General features: G+C 41.0%; 20 protein-coding genes, 1 tRNA gene and 3 pseudogenes. 5 read left to right on the forward strand and 19 right to left on the reverse strand.

The genetic code is table 11. The features are described from left to right. Positions 1-89: 89 nt before the first annotated feature. A pseudogene (gene dndC / locus V7K67_RS30375) lies at positions 90-1,010 on the reverse strand (DNA phosphorothioation system sulfurtransferase DndC); the annotation flags it as partial. A gap of 236 nt (positions 1,011-1,246) precedes the next feature. On the opposite strand from dndC, the gene V7K67_RS30380 reads away from it, so the two are divergent. After that, entirely contained in the window at positions 1,247-2,845 is a 1,599-nt protein-coding gene (locus V7K67_RS30380) for a DGQHR domain-containing protein (protein ID WP_334731199.1), read from the forward strand. On the opposite strand, the gene V7K67_RS30385 is transcribed toward V7K67_RS30380, so the two are convergent. The 9 genes and pseudogenes from V7K67_RS30385 to argF form a co-directional block, all read right to left on the reverse strand. Then, positions 2,846-3,787 carry an HNH endonuclease gene (locus V7K67_RS30385; protein WP_334731198.1) on the reverse strand — a complete coding sequence of 314 codons (942 nt, stop codon included), beginning with the start codon at positions 3,785-3,787 and terminating at the stop codon, positions 2,846-2,848. It lies immediately after the preceding gene. Positions 3,788-3,817: 30 nt separating this feature from the next. Then, positions 3,818-4,288 carry a DNA phosphorothioation-associated protein 4 gene (locus V7K67_RS30390; RefSeq protein ID WP_334731197.1) on the reverse strand — a complete coding sequence of 157 codons (471 nt, stop codon included), beginning with the start codon at positions 4,286-4,288 and terminating at the stop codon, positions 3,818-3,820. A 93-nt stretch (positions 4,289-4,381) separates the two neighbouring features. After that, positions 4,382-4,933, reverse strand: coding sequence for a Uma2 family endonuclease (locus V7K67_RS30395; RefSeq protein WP_334731196.1), 552 nt, complete (start codon positions 4,931-4,933; stop codon positions 4,382-4,384). A 93-nt stretch (positions 4,934-5,026) separates the two neighbouring features. Continuing rightward, positions 5,027-5,323 (reverse strand): annotated as a pseudogene (locus tag V7K67_RS30400) (Uma2 family endonuclease); the annotation flags it as partial. Then, positions 5,323-6,435, reverse strand: a pseudogene (locus V7K67_RS30405) (AAA family ATPase); the annotation flags it as partial. The pseudogenes V7K67_RS30400 and V7K67_RS30405, both read right to left, overlap by 1 nt. Continuing rightward, on the reverse strand, positions 6,432-6,605 hold the full coding sequence (locus V7K67_RS30410) for a hypothetical protein (protein ID WP_334708035.1): 174 nt from the start codon (positions 6,603-6,605) through the stop codon (positions 6,432-6,434). The pseudogene V7K67_RS30405 and the gene V7K67_RS30410, both read right to left, overlap by 4 nt. Before the next feature lie 309 nt (positions 6,606-6,914). Further along, positions 6,915-8,390, reverse strand: a complete 1,476-nt coding sequence (locus V7K67_RS30415; protein WP_335169705.1) for a DNA phosphorothioation system restriction enzyme — start codon at positions 8,388-8,390, stop codon at positions 6,915-6,917. A gap of 132 nt (positions 8,391-8,522) precedes the next feature. After that, positions 8,523-9,128 carry a transcriptional repressor LexA gene (lexA, locus tag V7K67_RS30420; RefSeq protein WP_012410809.1) on the reverse strand — a complete coding sequence of 202 codons (606 nt, stop codon included), beginning with the start codon at positions 9,126-9,128 and terminating at the stop codon, positions 8,523-8,525. 146 nt (positions 9,129-9,274) lie between these two features. Continuing rightward, on the reverse strand, positions 9,275-10,195 hold the full coding sequence (gene argF, locus V7K67_RS30425) for an ornithine carbamoyltransferase (protein ID WP_334731193.1): 921 nt from the start codon (positions 10,193-10,195) through the stop codon (positions 9,275-9,277). A 366-nt stretch (positions 10,196-10,561) separates the two neighbouring features. Between argF and V7K67_RS30430 the strand changes: the two genes are divergently transcribed. Together V7K67_RS30430 and V7K67_RS30435 are read left to right on the forward strand one after the other, a co-directional pair. Beyond that, a tRNA-Thr gene (locus V7K67_RS30430) sits at positions 10,562-10,633 on the forward strand. 148 nt (positions 10,634-10,781) lie between these two features. Further along, the gene (locus V7K67_RS30435) at positions 10,782-11,882 is read left to right on the forward strand and encodes an integrase (RefSeq protein ID WP_335169707.1); all 1,101 of its coding nucleotides are present in this window, start codon (positions 10,782-10,784) and stop codon (positions 11,880-11,882) included. Here V7K67_RS30435 and V7K67_RS30440 read toward each other — a convergent pair. The 9 genes from V7K67_RS30440 to V7K67_RS30480 form a co-directional block, all read right to left on the reverse strand. Beyond that, the gene (locus tag V7K67_RS30440; RefSeq protein ID WP_335169709.1) at positions 11,825-12,172 is read right to left on the reverse strand and encodes a hypothetical protein; all 348 of its coding nucleotides are present in this window, start codon (positions 12,170-12,172) and stop codon (positions 11,825-11,827) included. The two genes, V7K67_RS30435 and V7K67_RS30440, sit on opposite strands and share 58 nt — an antisense overlap. Next, on the reverse strand, positions 12,169-13,179 hold the full coding sequence (locus tag V7K67_RS30445) for a Rad52/Rad22 family DNA repair protein (RefSeq protein WP_335169711.1): 1,011 nt from the start codon (positions 13,177-13,179) through the stop codon (positions 12,169-12,171). Before V7K67_RS30445 ends, V7K67_RS30440 begins: the two co-directional genes overlap by 4 nt. Continuing rightward, the gene (locus tag V7K67_RS30450; protein WP_335169713.1) at positions 13,169-13,381 is read right to left on the reverse strand and encodes a hypothetical protein; all 213 of its coding nucleotides are present in this window, start codon (positions 13,379-13,381) and stop codon (positions 13,169-13,171) included. Before V7K67_RS30450 ends, V7K67_RS30445 begins: the two co-directional genes overlap by 11 nt. Positions 13,382-13,383: 2 nt before the next feature. Then, the gene (locus V7K67_RS30455) at positions 13,384-14,037 is read right to left on the reverse strand and encodes a hypothetical protein (protein WP_335169715.1); all 654 of its coding nucleotides are present in this window, start codon (positions 14,035-14,037) and stop codon (positions 13,384-13,386) included. Further along, a complete protein-coding gene (locus V7K67_RS30460) occupies positions 13,991-14,191 on the reverse strand; it encodes a hypothetical protein (protein WP_335169717.1) in 201 nt (66 codons plus the stop codon). Before V7K67_RS30460 ends, V7K67_RS30455 begins: the two co-directional genes overlap by 47 nt. A 72-nt stretch (positions 14,192-14,263) precedes the next feature. After that, the gene (locus V7K67_RS30465; protein WP_335169719.1) at positions 14,264-15,232 is read right to left on the reverse strand and encodes a hypothetical protein; all 969 of its coding nucleotides are present in this window, start codon (positions 15,230-15,232) and stop codon (positions 14,264-14,266) included. A 123-nt stretch (positions 15,233-15,355) separates the two neighbouring features. Continuing rightward, on the reverse strand, positions 15,356-15,652 hold the full coding sequence (locus tag V7K67_RS30470; RefSeq protein ID WP_335169721.1) for a helix-turn-helix domain-containing protein: 297 nt from the start codon (positions 15,650-15,652) through the stop codon (positions 15,356-15,358). Positions 15,653-15,949: 297 nt separating this feature from the next. Next, positions 15,950-16,156 carry a hypothetical protein gene (locus V7K67_RS30475; protein ID WP_335169723.1) on the reverse strand — a complete coding sequence of 69 codons (207 nt, stop codon included), beginning with the start codon at positions 16,154-16,156 and terminating at the stop codon, positions 15,950-15,952. Continuing rightward, on the reverse strand, positions 16,149-16,349 hold the full coding sequence (locus V7K67_RS30480) for a hypothetical protein (protein ID WP_335169725.1): 201 nt from the start codon (positions 16,347-16,349) through the stop codon (positions 16,149-16,151). The genes V7K67_RS30475 and V7K67_RS30480 overlap by 8 nt, the downstream gene beginning before the upstream one ends. A gap of 465 nt (positions 16,350-16,814) precedes the next feature. Here V7K67_RS30480 and V7K67_RS30485 point away from each other — a divergent pair, with 465 nt between their 5' ends. After that, positions 16,815-17,117, forward strand: a complete 303-nt coding sequence (locus V7K67_RS30485; RefSeq protein ID WP_334766884.1) for a helix-turn-helix domain-containing protein — start codon at positions 16,815-16,817, stop codon at positions 17,115-17,117. Positions 17,118-17,144: 27 nt separating this feature from the next. Continuing rightward, positions 17,145-17,783, forward strand: a complete 639-nt coding sequence (locus tag V7K67_RS30490) for a GIY-YIG nuclease family protein (RefSeq protein ID WP_335169727.1) — start codon at positions 17,145-17,147, stop codon at positions 17,781-17,783. Positions 17,784-17,886: the final 103 nt, after the last annotated feature.

Below are 17,886 nucleotides of genomic sequence, written 5' to 3' on the forward strand. Positions count from 1 at the left end.
CAATTACCGCAATACAAGGTTTAGTCAATCAACATACCGAACTTCTCTCTGTGCTTGAGTCTCAAGCCCTGAAATACCAATTAGATAGCTAGGGGCTGCATCCATTCTTTTTCTTCATCATTTTGAATCATTGCCTCCATTGATTTATCTTTACTAACAATTGTGCAAACCCAGCACCCAAATCGAGAATCACCACAGCTAGCAGTCGAAGTATCAACAACTAGTGGACATTCATTATCTGCTGTAGCACCTCGATACATAGTGAACAAATCTTTGTTGCTATATCCCCAAGGATTTTGCCATTGATTTAGGTAAATCCAAACTTCATCAGTACGCCAATCTTCAATAGGGCTATAAATTAAAGAATTAGGCAAGCTTGCACTATGGTAAAGCAGAGATGTCGGTGAACTTGAATCAGAAATAAGACGATCTTTTAGACTACCTGCTTGATGTTTTTCCATTGAGATAGCACGTTTGATGCTTTCAGCCTTACGCGTACCTAAAACAAGAATAACTTCCCCATTTACTCTAACCACATCACGGATAAAGTGGTTAGAAGGATGAATTTTTAGACGGTCTGTACACCAACGAAATTTTCCTCGTGGCGTTGGATAACCTTTACCAATCAAGCTTACCCAGAATGTCTCTTTGATTTCTGGGTGTAATAAATGTGGCTCAATGGGCATTTTCTGTTCTTGAGCAGCAACCTTCATCCTTTCTAAGGATTTGCGTACCCAAACAGAGACTACAGGGTTTTCTACTAGTGTGTCAGTTGTAATAACATGAATAGTCTTTTTTCGCTTTTCAACTGGTAGTGCTGCGATCGCATTCCAGATAAGCTGTAAGGTAGCAGTACTATCTTTGCCGCCCGAATAGCCCACCACCCAAGGTATCTCATCTAAACAATACAATTCTTGAATTTCAGTGGTGAGAGCTTGGATATAGTCCACTAACTCTGCTACAGTACGTGCTTGTTCAACTATCTTTTCTGGTTGTTGTGCTGTAGTCATTTCTCCTTCTCTCTGGAAACACTGGCGTAATATTTGGGCGAATAGAATTCGCGGCTACACGAGACTTTACCCACCTCCGCAGGTTTAATGTAATATTTGGGCGAATAGAATTCGCGGCTACACGAGACTTTACCCACCGACCTGGGTTGAAGAAAAGTTTTTAAAAACTTTACTACTAATATCCAAATTTTTGGATAATTAAACGACATAATCTTATTCTGTTTTTAAAATTTAACATGAAAGATAGTGCATCTGACCCTACTGCTGACATCGCTAGAGAGTATCTGGAACGGGAAAACAAGGAAAAACAGGTACTAGCTTTACTCTTGGAGAAGTTTTTAGGGAGAAAAGATCAGATTCTCGTTCAAAAAACCGAGATGGGTGGTACGGAGGCTTATGTTAGCTCTGTTACACTGGAATGGTTCGCCGGTCGGGTTCACTTCGCTTCTGGCTTACCTCTGTTTCAGAAAAAGTATAATCCTGAGACTGATAATGTCGAGATTGACGCGGATAGTATTGATGAAATTCAGCAACGTCCCCTTGATTGGTCACGTCAAGCACCGCTAGTCCAGTATTTAGCGGCTCGACAAAACCACAAATTTCCGCCAGTGCTAGTAGTAATTAATCAACCGTGGGTGGATAATCCCAAAGCTGCTGAGTGGGATAGTGAAGGACGCGCCACCAAGTCTACTACTGATTTCATCCCCCTAGATAAAGACGCTAAAGTAGGTCTGCTAAATATTTCTGAGGATGATGTAACCATTTATGCACTAGATGGTCAACACCGATTAATGGGTGTACAGGGGTTGATGGAGTTAATTAAAACTCGTAAACTCCAGCGCTATAAAAAAGATAAAGGTGTTGATGACAGTTTTATTACGGTCAATGATTTGATAGAAAAGTATCAAGTAGACCTTGCTTACTTGCAAAATTTACCCAAGGAAAAAATTGGTATTGAGTTCATCTGTGCGGTAGCTGCTGGGGAAACTCGCACCCAGGCGAGGCGGAGAGTAAGGTCGATTTTTGTTCATGTTAACCTGATGGCTGCACCCTTGACTAAAGGGCAGTTAACACAGTTGAATGAAGATGATGGTTTTGCGATCGTTGCTAGAAAAATTGCAGTTACACATCCACTATTAGAACAACGACAAGAGCGCAATCCCCGCGTCAATTGGAATAGTGCAACAGTAGCTTCAAATTCTACAGTTTTGACGACTTTGCAAGCTCTGCAAGATATGTCTGAGCGATATTTAGCTCAAAAGTTCCCCCACTGGAAACCCTTGGAGAAAGGTCTAATTCCCATGCGTCCAGAGGATGAAGAACTTGAGCAGGGAATTGAGGAATTTAAAAAGCTATTTGATTCTTTAGCTAGTCTTTCTAGTTATAAGATTTTAGAACACGAGGATACACCAGCTTTGCGGCGCTTCAGCTTTGAGAAAGATGGAGGTGAAGGAAATATGCTTTTCCGTCCAGTTGCTCAAGTTGCATTGGCGCAAGCTTTAGGAATTTTGGTTTTTAAAAAAGGTTTTTCCCTAGCAGATATTTTTAAGAAGTTGAGGAAGTTTGACCAGCAAGGTGGTTTTAGTGGTATGGAATATCCCCAATCTTTCTGGTATGGGGTTTTGTATGACCCAAATAAAAAGCGTGTACAGGTTGCTGGACGAGATTTAGCCGCGAAGTTATTGGTTTACATTCTGGGTGGAATTCAGGAACAGATGGAACGTGCTGAACTTCGTAAGGCTTTGGCAGATGCTAGGACTGTGGAAGATAAAACTATAGGTTTTGATGGCAAGTTTGTTGAACCGAAAGCGGTAGGACTGCCACCTGTTCTGTAATTATGCTTGAAATATATTTTGGCGATGCCATTGCAGCGCTTCCAGTTCTGGAAAGTGTTGCTCTGTATTTGGTAAAATTATTGTCTCACCATGAAAATCTTTCATAGGTTTAGCATGGGGAGATGCTTCTTCCAAATCATTACTAACTATAATTTTGTATTGTTCATCTACAGCAAACCAACCCCTATCAAATGCCCAATGATGATTTTTACAAAGAGCTATTCCATTATGAATTCTACTGTCATAGAATTGTGAGAATGGCTTGATGTGTGCGCCATCCACAATGTTTTGATTTACTTTTTTAGTTACTTTTAGTCCACAAAAGGCACATCTGTAATCATAAATATGTATAATTGCTGTCCTAAAGAAAGCATTTCTAATAACTGCTCGTTTTAAGCTCCACCTTGGATTATTATCTAAATTTCCCGTTTCAATTAATTTTTCTATTTCTCCTGAGCCATCTTGAAAAGTTTGATTTATTTGTAAAATAGCTTCTATATCATTTTCATTATCAGAAAAGAAAGCTGCCACAAGCGCGTCAATGAGTTCTTTTCTGTAAAATTCATCTTGCAAAAAGTTAAATAATTCACTGTCTAGATATGCGTATTCAACAGCCTCCTTTAGTTTGTTAATTGTTTTTGGTTGTAATCCATTAAATTCAGGCTGAAATTTTAAGTACCAAAAACCCTCATTTTGCAGATGGAAGAAAGGATAATGTAAACCACCTTTGTAAGACGGAGAACCGATGACATTCCAATACCTCTCAAATGTTTGAATTAATTCGTCTGAAACTGGAATCTCATTAGTAGTAATGATACCTCGTGCAATCAAATCAATTACAGATAAAAGTAATATTGGTTTATATTGAGCATTACCACGCTTCTGGCTACTACTCACATTTAATTCAGCAAACCGTTGACAATAATATGTTATATTTTTCATATTTAATAACTTAATTAAGCAAGCAAAAAATCAATTTAAGAATTTACTGAGGTCAAATTCTTCTTCTAGCTGTTCTTTTGTTCCTCTTTCAGAAATCAGAACTAATAGAAGTCGCTCTGAGTAGTCAACAGAACCCCGTAACTCATTTTGTAAAATTTCCAGTCCTCCATTAGCATATTCTTCAAATATTTGAGTACGTTTATCTTCATCATCTTCTTCTCTAGATGAGAGTATGTTGATATCTTGCGTTTCATTGATTCCTAATAATTTAATGATTAGGTCATATCCCAATGAAGCAAAATTTTCTTGGGGAATTGGAGATGGTTCTCTTTTTGTAGTTTCCCCCAAAGGAACGCGCTTTTTATATTTAACGCCCAATGCTGCTGCAAACACCATTACTTCTACATAAGTTTGAAAAGGCCCAGTTGTGTCTTTTGATGCGACTAGAGATTTCACCAACTCAGCCTTATCTTTAGCAACCCTGATTCTATTTGCAGCCATTGTTTTAATATTTACATTGTTGCTATTTTAACCGAAAGTCAAAAGCGATTGCAGATTTTGCTGCATTATTTTATACTAGTATGTGAGCGATCGCTAAACAAATAAATTATCCACTAACATAGTCCATCCTGGTACTGCGGGTTCAGCTTCAGCCACCTCACCACGGCGATACACTTGCGGTTCTTCAGGATTACTAACACGATATACTCTAATAACTTCCTCTTTGAGTACGTCTACATCCCAAACTACCAACGTACCAGCCGCAAAATAATCACGGCGTTTACTAGCCATATCTTTCTCAGCCTTATCACCGTAATCATTTTCGCTTCGCACCTCAGCAGCAAATATAGGCGCACCATTGAGAAACTTCCCACCTGTAGGTTTGCCAGTATAAAATGCAGCATCAGGACTTAAAGAACGACGATTAGGGAGATTGACAATAAAACCGACATTATCAGGCAAAGCGTAACCACTTTTTGTCAGACGTTCATAATCCCGTAGACTTGCATAAATTTCACCGCCTGCACGTCCTGGTAAAAATCCAGTTGGAGACATCAGCACCAATTTCCCATTGACAATCTCTGCTTTACAATTGTCGGGTAAGTGGTACAAATCTTCAATAGTTGCCTCAGCTTGAATACTCATAAAATATCTTCTAATTAGTTAGCGATAATCTCAATTTTACATATTCTCTTCCCTCTGCATCCTCTGGGTCTCTGTGGTTAGTTTATCCAAAACTTATATTGCAAACTGAACATCCTCATAAGCCAAAGAAATAGGAAAACGGAAATCAACGCTAGTCAAATGAACTTCATCCCCTTCTTCATAAGGATGTAATTCCCAAATCCCTTTGTCATTTATACGAAAGCAATCTAAACTGATTTTTTCAGCATCAATGAGGACATATTCTTGTAAAGTCTCGATACGACGATACTGAATAAATTTGCGACCTCTGTCGTAAGCTTCTGTACTAGGGGAAAGAACTTCTACAATTAAACAAGGATACTGAAGAAATTTAATCGCTTGTCTGTCCCTATTGCAGTTTCTTCTACCGCCGATGAACCTGCTTTATTTAACCAGGTACTCACATAACTATGAGAATGATTACCCTCGTGTAATTCTGCACCACAAATACAGCGTTGAGAATTGAGTAAATCACTGACAAATTCCCGCGAAATTCCTGATGTTAACTCGCCTCGCGCCTTCAAATCATTGATAATTCCTCGAAACTGTGCTGTAGTTTCTGATAAGAAAACGGTATAACCTCGTGTAGAAATAACTTTTTTCAGCGCTTCTTTGTTTTTTTTATGTTCTTCTTGATTCGCCGCTTTCTGAGATTCTAAATCTTGACATCTTTCTTGTAATTCCTTAGCTGCGCTCAGTTCTCGCAAACGGTTACTTGTTTCTTTTTTAAAAGTTTGTTGATATTCTAACTCTTCTTTAATTTCTGTTTGCCGTTTGGTAATGCGTTCACGTTCTCGCTCTATCTTTTCTTGCTGTCGTAATAGTTGTTTAGTTTGGGAATCGCCAATAGCTTTTAAATCATTCTCTAGAGTTTTTTTCGCATCTCTCAAATGTCTGATAGAACGGTCGATTACCTCCACACCCAAGAAGATTTTTATAGCTTCGGCAATTTCAGCTTTTTTGTCAGAACGGACTATTTGTTCAATTCGTTCGCCGTCAAAGAAAAAATATTGATGTAAAGTGGCGGGTAGAATTTGATTAATTATATCTTCTAGTTGCTGATCTTGGATCTTCCATTTGCCATCGTCATCACCAACCCATATAGATAATTGAGTTTTGCCAGCATCAAAATCACCTTCGTTTTTATAACCCCGACAGGCGCGTTTAACTCGATAGCGTTTACCTTCATGTTCCCAGCCAATCTCTACCCAACATTCTACAGCTTGACCTTTTGGAGTTTCTGCGATCGCACGTTTATTAATTAGCTGTTCTATCGATGCAAAGGCTGCACTAAATTTTTCATATAATACCCAAGTAAAGGCATTTAGTAAACTGGTTTTTCCCGATCCATTATTCCCATAAATAATCGTTGTGTTGTGAACATCTCCACCAGCTAGGAGCATTTCTGGTGTCTTACCATAAAAGGAGCGAAAGTTGCATAGCTTAATTGAAGTTAGCTTCATCGCACCTCTTCCTTGATAATTCTCAAAATATTATCATTGATATGGCTGTTACTTTTCTTATCTAGCCTACCTTTTTCCTCCTTCCAGACTCGCTCAATAATTTGCCGTACTTCCGGTGGAGCGCTGGTTATTGGCTCCTGCACATCATCAATATTCGCCTCTTGTGACATATTGAGTTTTGAAATATACTTTTTCTATATTTTAACTTTCTTTAGTGCTGGAATAGCCTCAGTAAAGCCACTGTTTACGTTCTCTTTAAAATCAGAATTTTATTTGAAAAAACACTTTATTGTTTAATTGTTTTCTGTTATTATTTATTTTAACCAATCTAGATGATAATGGGATGCAAGTAGCTTTAAAAATTTTACTTACATCCCATTATAATCAAACTCATAATTTTATTATTTCATACTTAATGCTTCTTTTTTCAAAACTCGAAAAATTTTTACAAAAAAATACAACCATTGTCAGATTCATCATCAAATATCTAATAAACCATATCGCTTTTGTAAATCCAGTAATTTCATTCTGGCAACCCCAGCGTTATCAGCTAAATCAGCAAACTCTACAAAGCGGCGCAATTCCTTTTTTAACAGATTGCGCTCAACTTCTATGGTTTCTCTATCTAAATCTGGTGGCAAAACAATCATGTCAAATATAGTGGCACGTTCCTTACCTGGATGAGGACGTAAAACTCGCCCCCGTCGTTGAATGAATTGGCGAGGATTTCCAGAACTTGATAAAATCACCGCAGTTTGAATTGCCGGAATATCGACACCTTCATCTAAACAACGAATTGCGACTAAACCTTGCAACTCTCCACTTTCAAATTGATGGCGTAAAATTTCCCTTTCTTGTAAAGTTGTTTGAGCCGTATAGGTGCTTACCTTGTACCCCAAATCCACGCCCAAAATTTTAGCAACAGCTTTAAGTTGGTGTAGAGATGAACGTTGCCCAACTTCTTGTGAACCATCACTGCAATAGAAAAGAGTGTGAGTAGTTTCGCGGCGAGTTGTCATTAAATCCCGCAAAGCGTTTAATTTATTTTCCGCCGCACCAATTAATCTTGCCCTTTGCATCAATAACGGTTTTAAATCTTCATTGTCTTCAAAATTTCCGCCATTTTCTCGATCGCGATAAAGTAACGATCGCCCAATTCTTTTAGTTAACTTTAAATAGGCAATACTTTCTGCCTCACTTAACTCCACCAACACCGGATAATATAGATAATGTACCAAAGCCCCTTGAGCGATCGCATCCCTCAAAGTAAACTCTGGCTTGAGAACTGGGCCAAAATAATCAAATAAAGATTGCGTACCAAAATCATCAAAATATCTCTCCGGTGTGGCAGATAAAGCTAGTCTCAATCCAACGCGGCGCGGCAAACTTTCCTCTAACTTAGGTGCGCCTAAATTATGCGCCTCATCCCCAATAATTAAGGTTTTGGCGGGAAAATATTTGAGTTGAGACTGAAATCCATCTCCAATTAAAGTGGAGTTCGTAGTTATCACCGTGACAAACCGTTGAGAACCAGAACGCAGATTATAAATTTGGGTAGAAAGTTGACTTTGCCAAGTGCGTAAATTCTCAAAGTCCAATAAAATGGGTTGCAAATTAAATTTTTCACATTCCCGCGCCCATTGAGTAACGAGATGGCGATAGGGACATACTACTAACAACACTTGTAAATTAATCTGCTGATATAATTCACAAGCGATCGCTAATGCGGTAATCGTTTTACCACTACCAGTAGCCATTTTGAGCGTCCCTCTGCCATTGTTGGTAAACCAGCTTGCGATCGCTTGGCGCTGATATTGCCGCAATTGCAGAGACACAGGCATTCTTGGGCATCCTGGTAATGGTTGCGTATAATAACTGCCCAAAATTTCCCTTGCATAAGGTAATTTCAACCGGAAAGTGGGCAGTTGCTGCACTGGATTTTTCGTCAGGTACATAGTGGGAGTTAGGAGTTGGGAGTTAGGAGTTAGGAGTTAGGAGTTAGGAGTTGGGAGTTGGGAGTTGGGAGTTGGGAGTTGGGAGTTAGTAATTTAAAACTCATCACTCATAACTCATCACTTTCTTACTACTCAGTTGTAACCACGCCAAACACCAATGAGAGAACCTTGTACCTGTACTTGCATAGCACTGACTTCAATGGGATTGTACTTAGGATTTGCTGGTTTGAGGGTAACGCGATCGCCTTGGCGATAAAAGCGTTTTAATGTTGTACCAAATCCATCAACTCTGGCGGCGACGATGGTGCCATTTTTTAAATGATTTGGTTCTGCTACTGGACGCAGAAATACTACATCGCCATCAGTAATTAAATCTTCAATCATGCTATCGCCAGCTACGCGCAAAGCGTAAGTTTGGGGAGGCAAATCGAAATTAGAAAAGTCTAAATGATCTACAGCATCAGTAAACGGTTCTATTAAACCACCAGCCGCGATTGTGCCCAAAATTGGTACACCTTGCTTCACAGGACGCAAAATCCGAATCGTTCGCGCTTGTCCTTCAGTCCATTCTATATATCCTTTAGTCCGTAAATGTTCTAAGCGACTTTGAATTGGTGCTGGTGACTTCAAATTCATCGCTTGCATCATCTGCCGAATCGAAGGCGAATGCTGGTGCGTTCTGATGTATTCTGCCAACCATTCGTAAAGTTCTTGTTGAGCTTCTGTTAGACGTTCCATAAAAAAAGCGGGAAGTAATTATAAATGTCTCTAGAACATTAGTACTACAAAAAACTCCCCATAAGCAATAGAAAAATAAAAATATAAAAGGCAAAAGCAAGATGATTTTATTTTCTTTTGCCTTTTAACTTTTAACTTTTGACTTTCTACTCTGCTCCTAAGATACTAGCAAGCAAAGCTTTTTGCGCGTGCAAGCGATTTTCAGCCTGTTCCCAAACTCGTGATTGGGAACCTTCAATAACTTCTTCGGTAATTTCTTCACCGCGATGGGCTGGTAAGCAGTGTAAAACAATTGCTTCTGGATCAGCAAGGCTCAATAGCTGCTCTGAAATTTGGTAAGGCTGGAAAATTGGCATCCGGTTATTTGCTTCTGCTTCTTGCCCCATACTCGCCCAAACATCAGTATAAAGTACAGCAGATCCCTTAGCGGCTAATTCTGGATCGTGAGTTAAGAGGACTTCAGTTTTGTGATTAGCGATCGCTCTTGCTTGTTCTACAATCCTAGAATCTGGCTCATATCCAGTAGGAGTAGCAATTCTGACATTCATCCCCACTAAAGCACAGCCCAACATCAGAGAATTAGCCATATTATTTCCATCACCCACGTAGGTTAAAGTTAACCCAGCAAGAGTGCCAAAGCCTTCTTTAATGGTCAATAAATCTGCTAATACCTGACAAGGATGTTCTGCATCAGTCAGCGCATTAATCACCGGAATCTTCGCATACTCAGCAAAAGTTTCCAAATCTTGCTGGGCAAAAGTGCGAATTGCCAAAATATCCAAATATCGATCTAACACCCGCGCTGTATCCTGCAAGGGTTCCCCGCGACTAACTTGAGTGACATTGGGGTTGAGATCGATTACCTGTCCACCTAATTGATACATCGCCACGGTAAAACTTACCCGTGTGCGAGTTGAAGCTTTGGAGAACAACAATCCCAAAACTTTATTACACTGCAACTTCAGCTGTTGTGATTTAAGTTGAGTTGCCAATTCTAGAAGTTCTTGAAGTTCCATTGGACTAATGTCCACCAGACTTAATAAATCTCGTCCGAGCAGTGCTGCCATGCTTATGATCTGTAAAAAATAATTATATATTTCTGTTCCTTTATTCAGCTGTGTAAAGAAAAAACAGTTTTGGAACTGTACCAGATATTTTTGCGCCCAGCCCAGATTTGAGTTAGCTTTGGCTATGAATATTAATTTACCAACTTTATTCAGCGATCAAAATCACTGATTTTTTCTGGGTAATCACAATTGCAACGCCAACTCAACCATCTAGGCGCACAAAAGCAGCGATATTGCCAAAATCTCTGGTCTTGTAGCCTAATTTCTAAAGAAGGAGATATTTTTTAGCAATTACAGCTAGACAAATAAAGTTATTATGGTACAATAAGAAATTGTGGTTGCTATTTAAGAGTGATCGCCAAGCTTGCCAGCATAGCACAGTGGTAGTGCATCCGACTTGTAATCGGAAGGTCGCGAGTTCAAATCCCGCTGCTGGCTTGAACGCAAAACCCCTACTTTCAGGGGTTTTCGCTTTTTGACTAATACCCGTTTCCGCGATTTAGCATATTAATATTGTGCTGAATTGTCCTGAAATATGCTTAACTGCGGAAAGGATTTAGCGCAAATTTAGCCAGGATGTCAGTGGATGAAATGGACGGTTGAAGCTATTAACGATCGCCTAAAAGCAGGTAAAGTTGGCGTAAAAGTAGAGGTTAGGGGCGATCGCTTGTCTCTTCGTGCCACGTTTCCCCCCAAGCCAGGAAGCAGTAAGGTCATTTGGCATCAACAATATTTATCCTTGGGTGTCTACGCCAATCCCGCCGGACTCCAACGAGCCGAAGCAGAAGCAAAAATCGCTGGGGGACTCCTAGCGCGTGGAGAATTTGACTGGGGTCGATATCTAGAAGGCGACCAAAAACCAAGCAATACTTGTGGCTTTTGGGTGGAGAAATTTGAACAAGAATATTTCGCCACCAATGGCAACGACCCGACCAAGCAGCAGACCTGGAAGCGGCATTACGAGGCTTGCTTTAACAAGCTGCCAGTGAATGAAAATTTAACCCCTGAAATTTTAATTACTACGGCTGTTTCTACCCCTGCAAACACTTGGACGCGACGAACGATGTGCCAAAAACTACAGGCTCTTGCCAAGTTCGCAGAGATAAAGGTGGATTTAAAGAAATACCTTGGTGATTATTCCAGCAGCAAGCAGATAATCAGGCAGCTACCAACTGAAGAAGAAATCGTGGCGGTGAGGGATGCGATCGCTCATCCCGAATGGCAATGGGTTTTTGGAGTAATCGCTTGCTTTGGCACAAGGCCCCATGAGTCCCTGTTTTCTGTGGTTAGCGCTGCATACCCGCACACTTGCACGATTGCAGATGGGAAAACAGGGAGTAGAATTGCATTTCCTTTACCACTAGAGTGGGCGATCAAATGGAAGCTATGGGAAATAAAAATACCTTCCAAGGTGAATTTGGAAGGCGTAACTCATAAAGATTTAGGAAATAGAGTATATAAAGCTCTCAAGCGTTATGGTGTGACTTTTAAAACCTACGATCTGCGCCATAGCTACGCCATAAGAGCAGCGACTAAATATAGAGTGCCGATCGCGGTTGCAGCTAAGTGGATGGGACACTCACCAAATATTTTTCTCAACTCTTACCAGCGTCACATTACTCAGTTAGATCACCTTGATGTATTTGAGAGATTTGCTGGACATTCTTTTGATGGGGACGATGAATAGTTTCCATTGGTGTTTTGAATTGCTTTAAGGCGGGGAAACAGTTTGAGTGTGAACTGCATCTCGGCGATCGCGTCTTCAAAACTTTTCAAAGGCTTGCCAGTATCGCGGTTTATTGTGTCGCAGCCACCTTGATTCGATACCCCTACAATTAGCCAGCCCAAATCAGCAAAGTGTGCGATCGCTTTATCTGCCCCAACAATAATTTTTACATCAGTTGGCGATTGCTTGAAAGTATGTCCGCTAATTGTTTCGGTCAGGGTTCCGTCGATATCACAAAATAGGATTTTCATTTAATAGCCGCCTCTGCTCTTTGATTAACTACATAATTCATCCAGTCTCGAATTGCTACCACCTCATCCGCACCACTCGCAACAGCATCAACAACGTATTTTTGATAGGAGTTAGCAGCATGATTGGAATGATCAAATTTATCTGCTGCCCATTCTAGGCAGATAGTTTTTATCAGTTCATCAATCTTGGTTGGTGGTAATTGATTAGGGCGGTCAACGTCCTGAAATTTCAGCCATTCCACAACTAGGTCAACTGGGTAATTGAGCAAGGTACGGACTTGTTTAACCCGCAAGTCCTGTGGATGAACTGCTGGAGTCTTGGGCGCATCCTCACGAGTTGGCTTGATTTCTTGAGTCCTCAAATACCCCAAATATGAACTCAGTTGATTATTAGAAAGCTGTATTCTCTCCTTAGCATTAAAGGTTTTTAACAAATATTCAGCTTCAGTTACACTAGTCCATTTCAATCTATCAATCTGCTGCTTGATAGACTTCATCAGAGAATCTCTACCAATTGCTTCAGGCTTCTGTGTCGGCTGTTCCACCCAGCCATTCTCTGTGATGAATTTATTGGCGCGTTGGTCGCCCTTTTTCGCCATATATTTAGCGAATTCATTGCGGTTGGCTTTTTGGTCGTCCAGATAAGCACAAATGCCGAATTGTTCAGCCGCATCTTTGAACGCTGACCTAAATGCCCTCACAGGTGGCGTACCAATGACCTTAGCTTTGCCCTGTTCATTGAGTTCAGGAAAAGTTTTATCGTCACCTATACCCGTGCGAGTCACACCGCAGATGGTCAATTCGACCATAACCACTGTGTAGTCACCAGCGATATTGGTGGAATTTACCTTGGTGTGCCAATGCCCAGGACACACAGCATTTAGGCGCTGGGTGATTGATTGGTGAGGAACGAAAAACCAGCGTCCCCCACCGGGAAGTGTGCGGTCTTTGTGTTCTTCAGGGGCGAACCACTCCTGAAGCTTGGGGAGAATTTCTTCAAGATTCATCCTGTTTGACCTTCATTTCAACACAACTATCAACACAGTCCATAACCTCGCCCAGATAGTGCAGCACATCTCCCAGATGAGTTTTCATTTCGGGGTCGTTATGCTTTTTCTCGCACAGTTTTTGCCATTCCTCTGACTGAGCGATCGCCTGTATCTCGATATAGTACGAGTTGAATTTTTCTAATATCTCTAATGGCGTCATTTCTATTCCTCTTCACTTTCTGCCAACTCATCCAACAACTTACTCATAAGGCAAATCGCAGCCTTGAGACTGCTACCAAACTCCCCTGGATTGTGGATAAAATCGTGTCTATGCTCATAGACATCTTCTGCTAGGGCAAGACAGTCATCAAGAGTGCTTGCAGCTTGCTCAATGGTCATTGATTCGGGTTCTGGTTCCACAAAAGAAGCCCGAATTTTCCCTAATTCAATCAGCAAGAGATTTAGGAATACCCCAGACCTCCCACCACACAAGAAACTACCATCTTTTTCAACTCGCCAATCTTTATCACTATTCCACCTAGCTATTTTTAATTTTTCGCCCCTATAAACAAATTCTGCATAAACGGATTTTTTGAATACTGCACAGATTTCAATTCCTAAATCCTTCTGTAAATCTGGTGAAATCATTGCATCAAAATCAGATCGGAAATGTGCGATCGCCTGTTCAACTTCTTGTTGCCCCTGAAGCTTTTGCGCCTCTTCCTTGGCTTTTAATTCGGCTTGATAGTTGCCATAAACTTCATCAATCATCTGTTCTATCATCGTTTTTACCTCACAACTTGATGGGGCACATTGTGCCCCCAATAAACTACTTGTATCGAGTGCCTGTTCCATTCTGGCTATCAGGGCTGCCATTATTCGGTGGGACATACCCACCATCATCTTTGGCTGCTACACAATTCTCAACTCTGTTATCTCTACAGCCTCCTCTATGAGGTAATTCAGAAAACTTAACTAATCCGACAATCGCAACTGTGTACACAACAATTCCAATATGTGTATACTTCATTTGTTTACCTTTGATTGGGGTGGACAAGTGTGATCGCTCTCCCGGCAAAAGTTGGGCGATCGCATTTCAAACTCAAGCTGCAATTAATTCCAATTCCGGCTCACAAAGGATCTCCCAATCAGCAAGCGATAGCTCGTCAAACGGCTTATCCAATAAATCATCAAAGCTGAAAGCAACTGCGGACTCCAGTGATGAAGAGAGAAATTTTTCCACAGCAATCTGGTGCTTGCATCTAACACCTCTATAATGGCAATCAGCACACTCGCAACGCTGATTAACTTCTGGGTGGCTGGGGCGAACAATGTAGTGGTTTCTGTTTTCGGAATTTTCCACCACAAACTCATCATCATGTTGCTCAAGCACCTCAATGGTGTTGGCGCGTTCGGTGCGCTCTAATAATCTCTTCTCCTGAACTCTGGCAACAGCTACCAATGACCCAATAACAGCTAACTCATAATCAGCGAATACAGTATCGACAAGATTGCATTTGTATCCGCTCCCTTCAAGAGTGATGCGAACCAAAACACCATTTACCATCGCCTCCCATCTTCCATCGGCGATTTTCTCAAATGCAACGGCTTCATCCTCTTTGACCAACGCAAAAAGAGATTGGCGCAAGTCAACAACCGCTTCTTGTGGGGTTGCAAACGTATCAAGGCTCATGGTGTGAGTCCAGAAACAATCCCATCCCATTCTGACCTCGCCCATCACCACATCCCGATCATCAAGCACGTCCCACGCGACCGCGTATTGGCTGTTTACTTGGGCGCACCGGAGTAGGAAACCACCAACAAAATGAGTGTCGCCAACTGTGGGTAAATTAGCGGGTTGTTGGTCATTGTGGCAGTCGTCAACCGTTGATTCTTCGGCAACTTGTAAATTCGTGGCAACTGCTTGAAGTTGCGGCTGCTTTGCCAGAATATCAGCGATACAATCTTCCTTTGATCGACGACGAGCAATCATGATTGAATCGCATATCTCGTATAACTCACCTCTTGAAAAATTTTTCAGGAGGTCACGGGTGTAAATTGGATGAGTCATAATTAAATTAACTTGGCCTTGATAGGGTTAGGTTTCCAACAAAGGCGATCGCTCAACTTTCCACGGCAGGCGGTCGTCTTTTGTTTTGTCTATCTTATCAACTGCGAGTATACTAGTCAACCATCAGACGACATTTTTCTGCAAGACCACTAAAAGTTCTGATGGATCGAAGTACACAGCCGGAAATAGCCTTTTAAAGTCCACATCAAGAGCGTTACAGATAGCCAAAATCAGTTCTGTTGAAACTGCCTCGGCTTTGCCAACTTCCAGTTTATGAATGTACTGGTAGGTGCAAGTCACGCCGTTGTTGTTAACTTTGTCCGCTAGGGTTCGCATAGTAATGTTGCCACGCAAGGATTGCAAGCGGCTTCCCAATTCGGGACTCCACTTAAGTCTGTCAACGCAGTCGAGAGATATCATGAGCTTACTTCTGTCATTTTTACTCAAATTGTAATCTCCTAATTGACTAAAAATTGTGTAGCGACTACTATGAGTTTAAAGTTTCGACAACAGTAAGAAAGCAACATGACTAAAAATGTTGTCCAGGTTTTCATGTCTGGATAAAAACGGTTTGACATAGGCGAGAGAAACAAGCACCAACTGGGTATAGCTCAAAGCTGTTTGCTAGGTAAAGCCCCAGTGTAGGAGATACTCTTTGCCAGTAAAATAAAAAGCGCTGTGCTACTAACACAGCGCTTGAAAAATTTTCTTTCTTTCTTAACCTTGATGCGTTTCTTCCAAGGCTTGTAGGGCTTGCTGAATTTGACCTTCTTTAATCAAACCCCGCGACCTTCTACCAGTTTCAACAGCTTGACGCATTAAAGAATGTCCTTCGACATATTTACCTTGTCGAATCAACTCAATTGCCCTGCTACTGAAATCTTTAACTTCAGAGGCAATAGCTAATAGCCGTTCTCTATCCATTTGTTTGCTCTTGAATAACTACGATGATTGATTCTGCTTCTTCAAAAAGCCTCTCGGCTCTTGCCTCTAATAGGCTAGCATCAGCATAAAATTCATTCTGCATTGCTTTTTCGTATTCGGCGTACAAGTCGAATATTATCTCTTGCAACCTGTTATAAGCGTCAAGCAATGCTGTAACTGTTGTCTGTTTCACTTCATGTTGACCAATGCTATCTATTTTATATTCTCACCACTACACTCGTAGGCTTCATGGCTCCCTCTAGGGTTTCGATTCCGGCTGCTTGTCCCGGCGGCTACTGGATTTTTGTTTCCAATTGACAATTGTTGCTCTCGCCCTAGTTATGGAGATACTCCTGAAGATTGAAATTACGACTGCGACGGCTCTTAATTGAGAGGTGATCGCACACCTCATGTAATTGAGTCCTTGAAAAATTTTCCAGGAGGTCGCGCGTGTAAATTGGATGAGTCATTATGGTTTCACCTGATGTAGTTGTTAGGGTTCCAAGAAGCGCCATTTTTCTTTGCCGGAGGGTGGCGCTTTTTGGTGTCTGTATTTAGAGTAGTCGATTAATCGACAATTCGTCAAGATAATATAACGCTTGACTATTTAATCGTTATTATGCTTTATTGGTTAGATGATAATAGGAACGGAAGACACATGACAGCAGTGATTATGAAAGCTCCCGTTCCTCCAAAATTCATCAAAAGAGAAGAAAGACGGGCCGTGCAAAACTCAAGGGTTAAAATACGTTGCCGCTTGCAAGATTTATTAGACGCTCAGGAATTAACCAGGTCAGCTTTGGCTCAAGAAACTGGTTTAACTAGTCCGGCGATCAGAGGTCTATGCGAGAACACGGCTAAAAGGTACGACGCTGATACCCTAGCCGTGCTTTGTGGCTTTTTTGGATGCGAGATGGGGGAACTGTTTGAAGTTTTACCTAAAGATGCAGAAGAAGTCTAAAGTCAAAATTGGAGGTGATAACGCTGCATGACTGCTCCTGCCCCCGAACTAATCAACCTGTCAGACTTGCCATCGCTTACGTTAAACGAGAAAAACAAGTTACCAGAAATAACCTCTATCTATTTTGTTATTTCCGAGAAAGACGAGATTTTGTATATCGGGCGCACCATCAATCTTAGACAAAGATGGGCAACTCATCATCGCTTAACAGAATTTTTATCACAGCATGAAACAGCTAAAGTCTCATGGGTCGAAGTTAAAGAGGCAAGCCTTCTGATTTCCTTAGAAAAATCAATGATTAGCTATTTTAAACCAAGTTTAAATGGCAAAAAAATAGCATATTTAATAGACGTTGAGGAAGATTTTTCTATGAAAGAATTAGAAATAAAGGTTGCCCAAAACGAAAAATCAGTAAATCAAAATCCTTATGAGCGTGAGCTTTGTAGCAAAGAAGAGGATGGACAAAATAATGGAGTATCGGAACTCCAGCAACTTTCAACAGAAAATGAACAGCGTTGGCAAGAGTTTCGTGACCGCGCGACACGGATCAGGGAGGAGATTACCTTTTTACGATCAAAAAACAAAGAGCTTGAAAAAGAAAATGAGCAACTCAGAGCATGGCGTGACTCAATACTCGCCATAGCAAAAATTGCTCCAGGTTCATAACTACCCGCTAAACACCCAGTTAACTTTTCAAAAACGGATGCAAAAATCATCCGTGTTCGGAAAGGTAACTTTCCACCAAAGCGATCGCCTTTGCTTGCACCAG

The sequence above is a fragment of the Nostoc sp. genome, from assembly GCF_036917155.1.
GTDB lineage: Bacteria > Cyanobacteriota > Cyanobacteriia > Cyanobacteriales > Nostocaceae > Nostoc.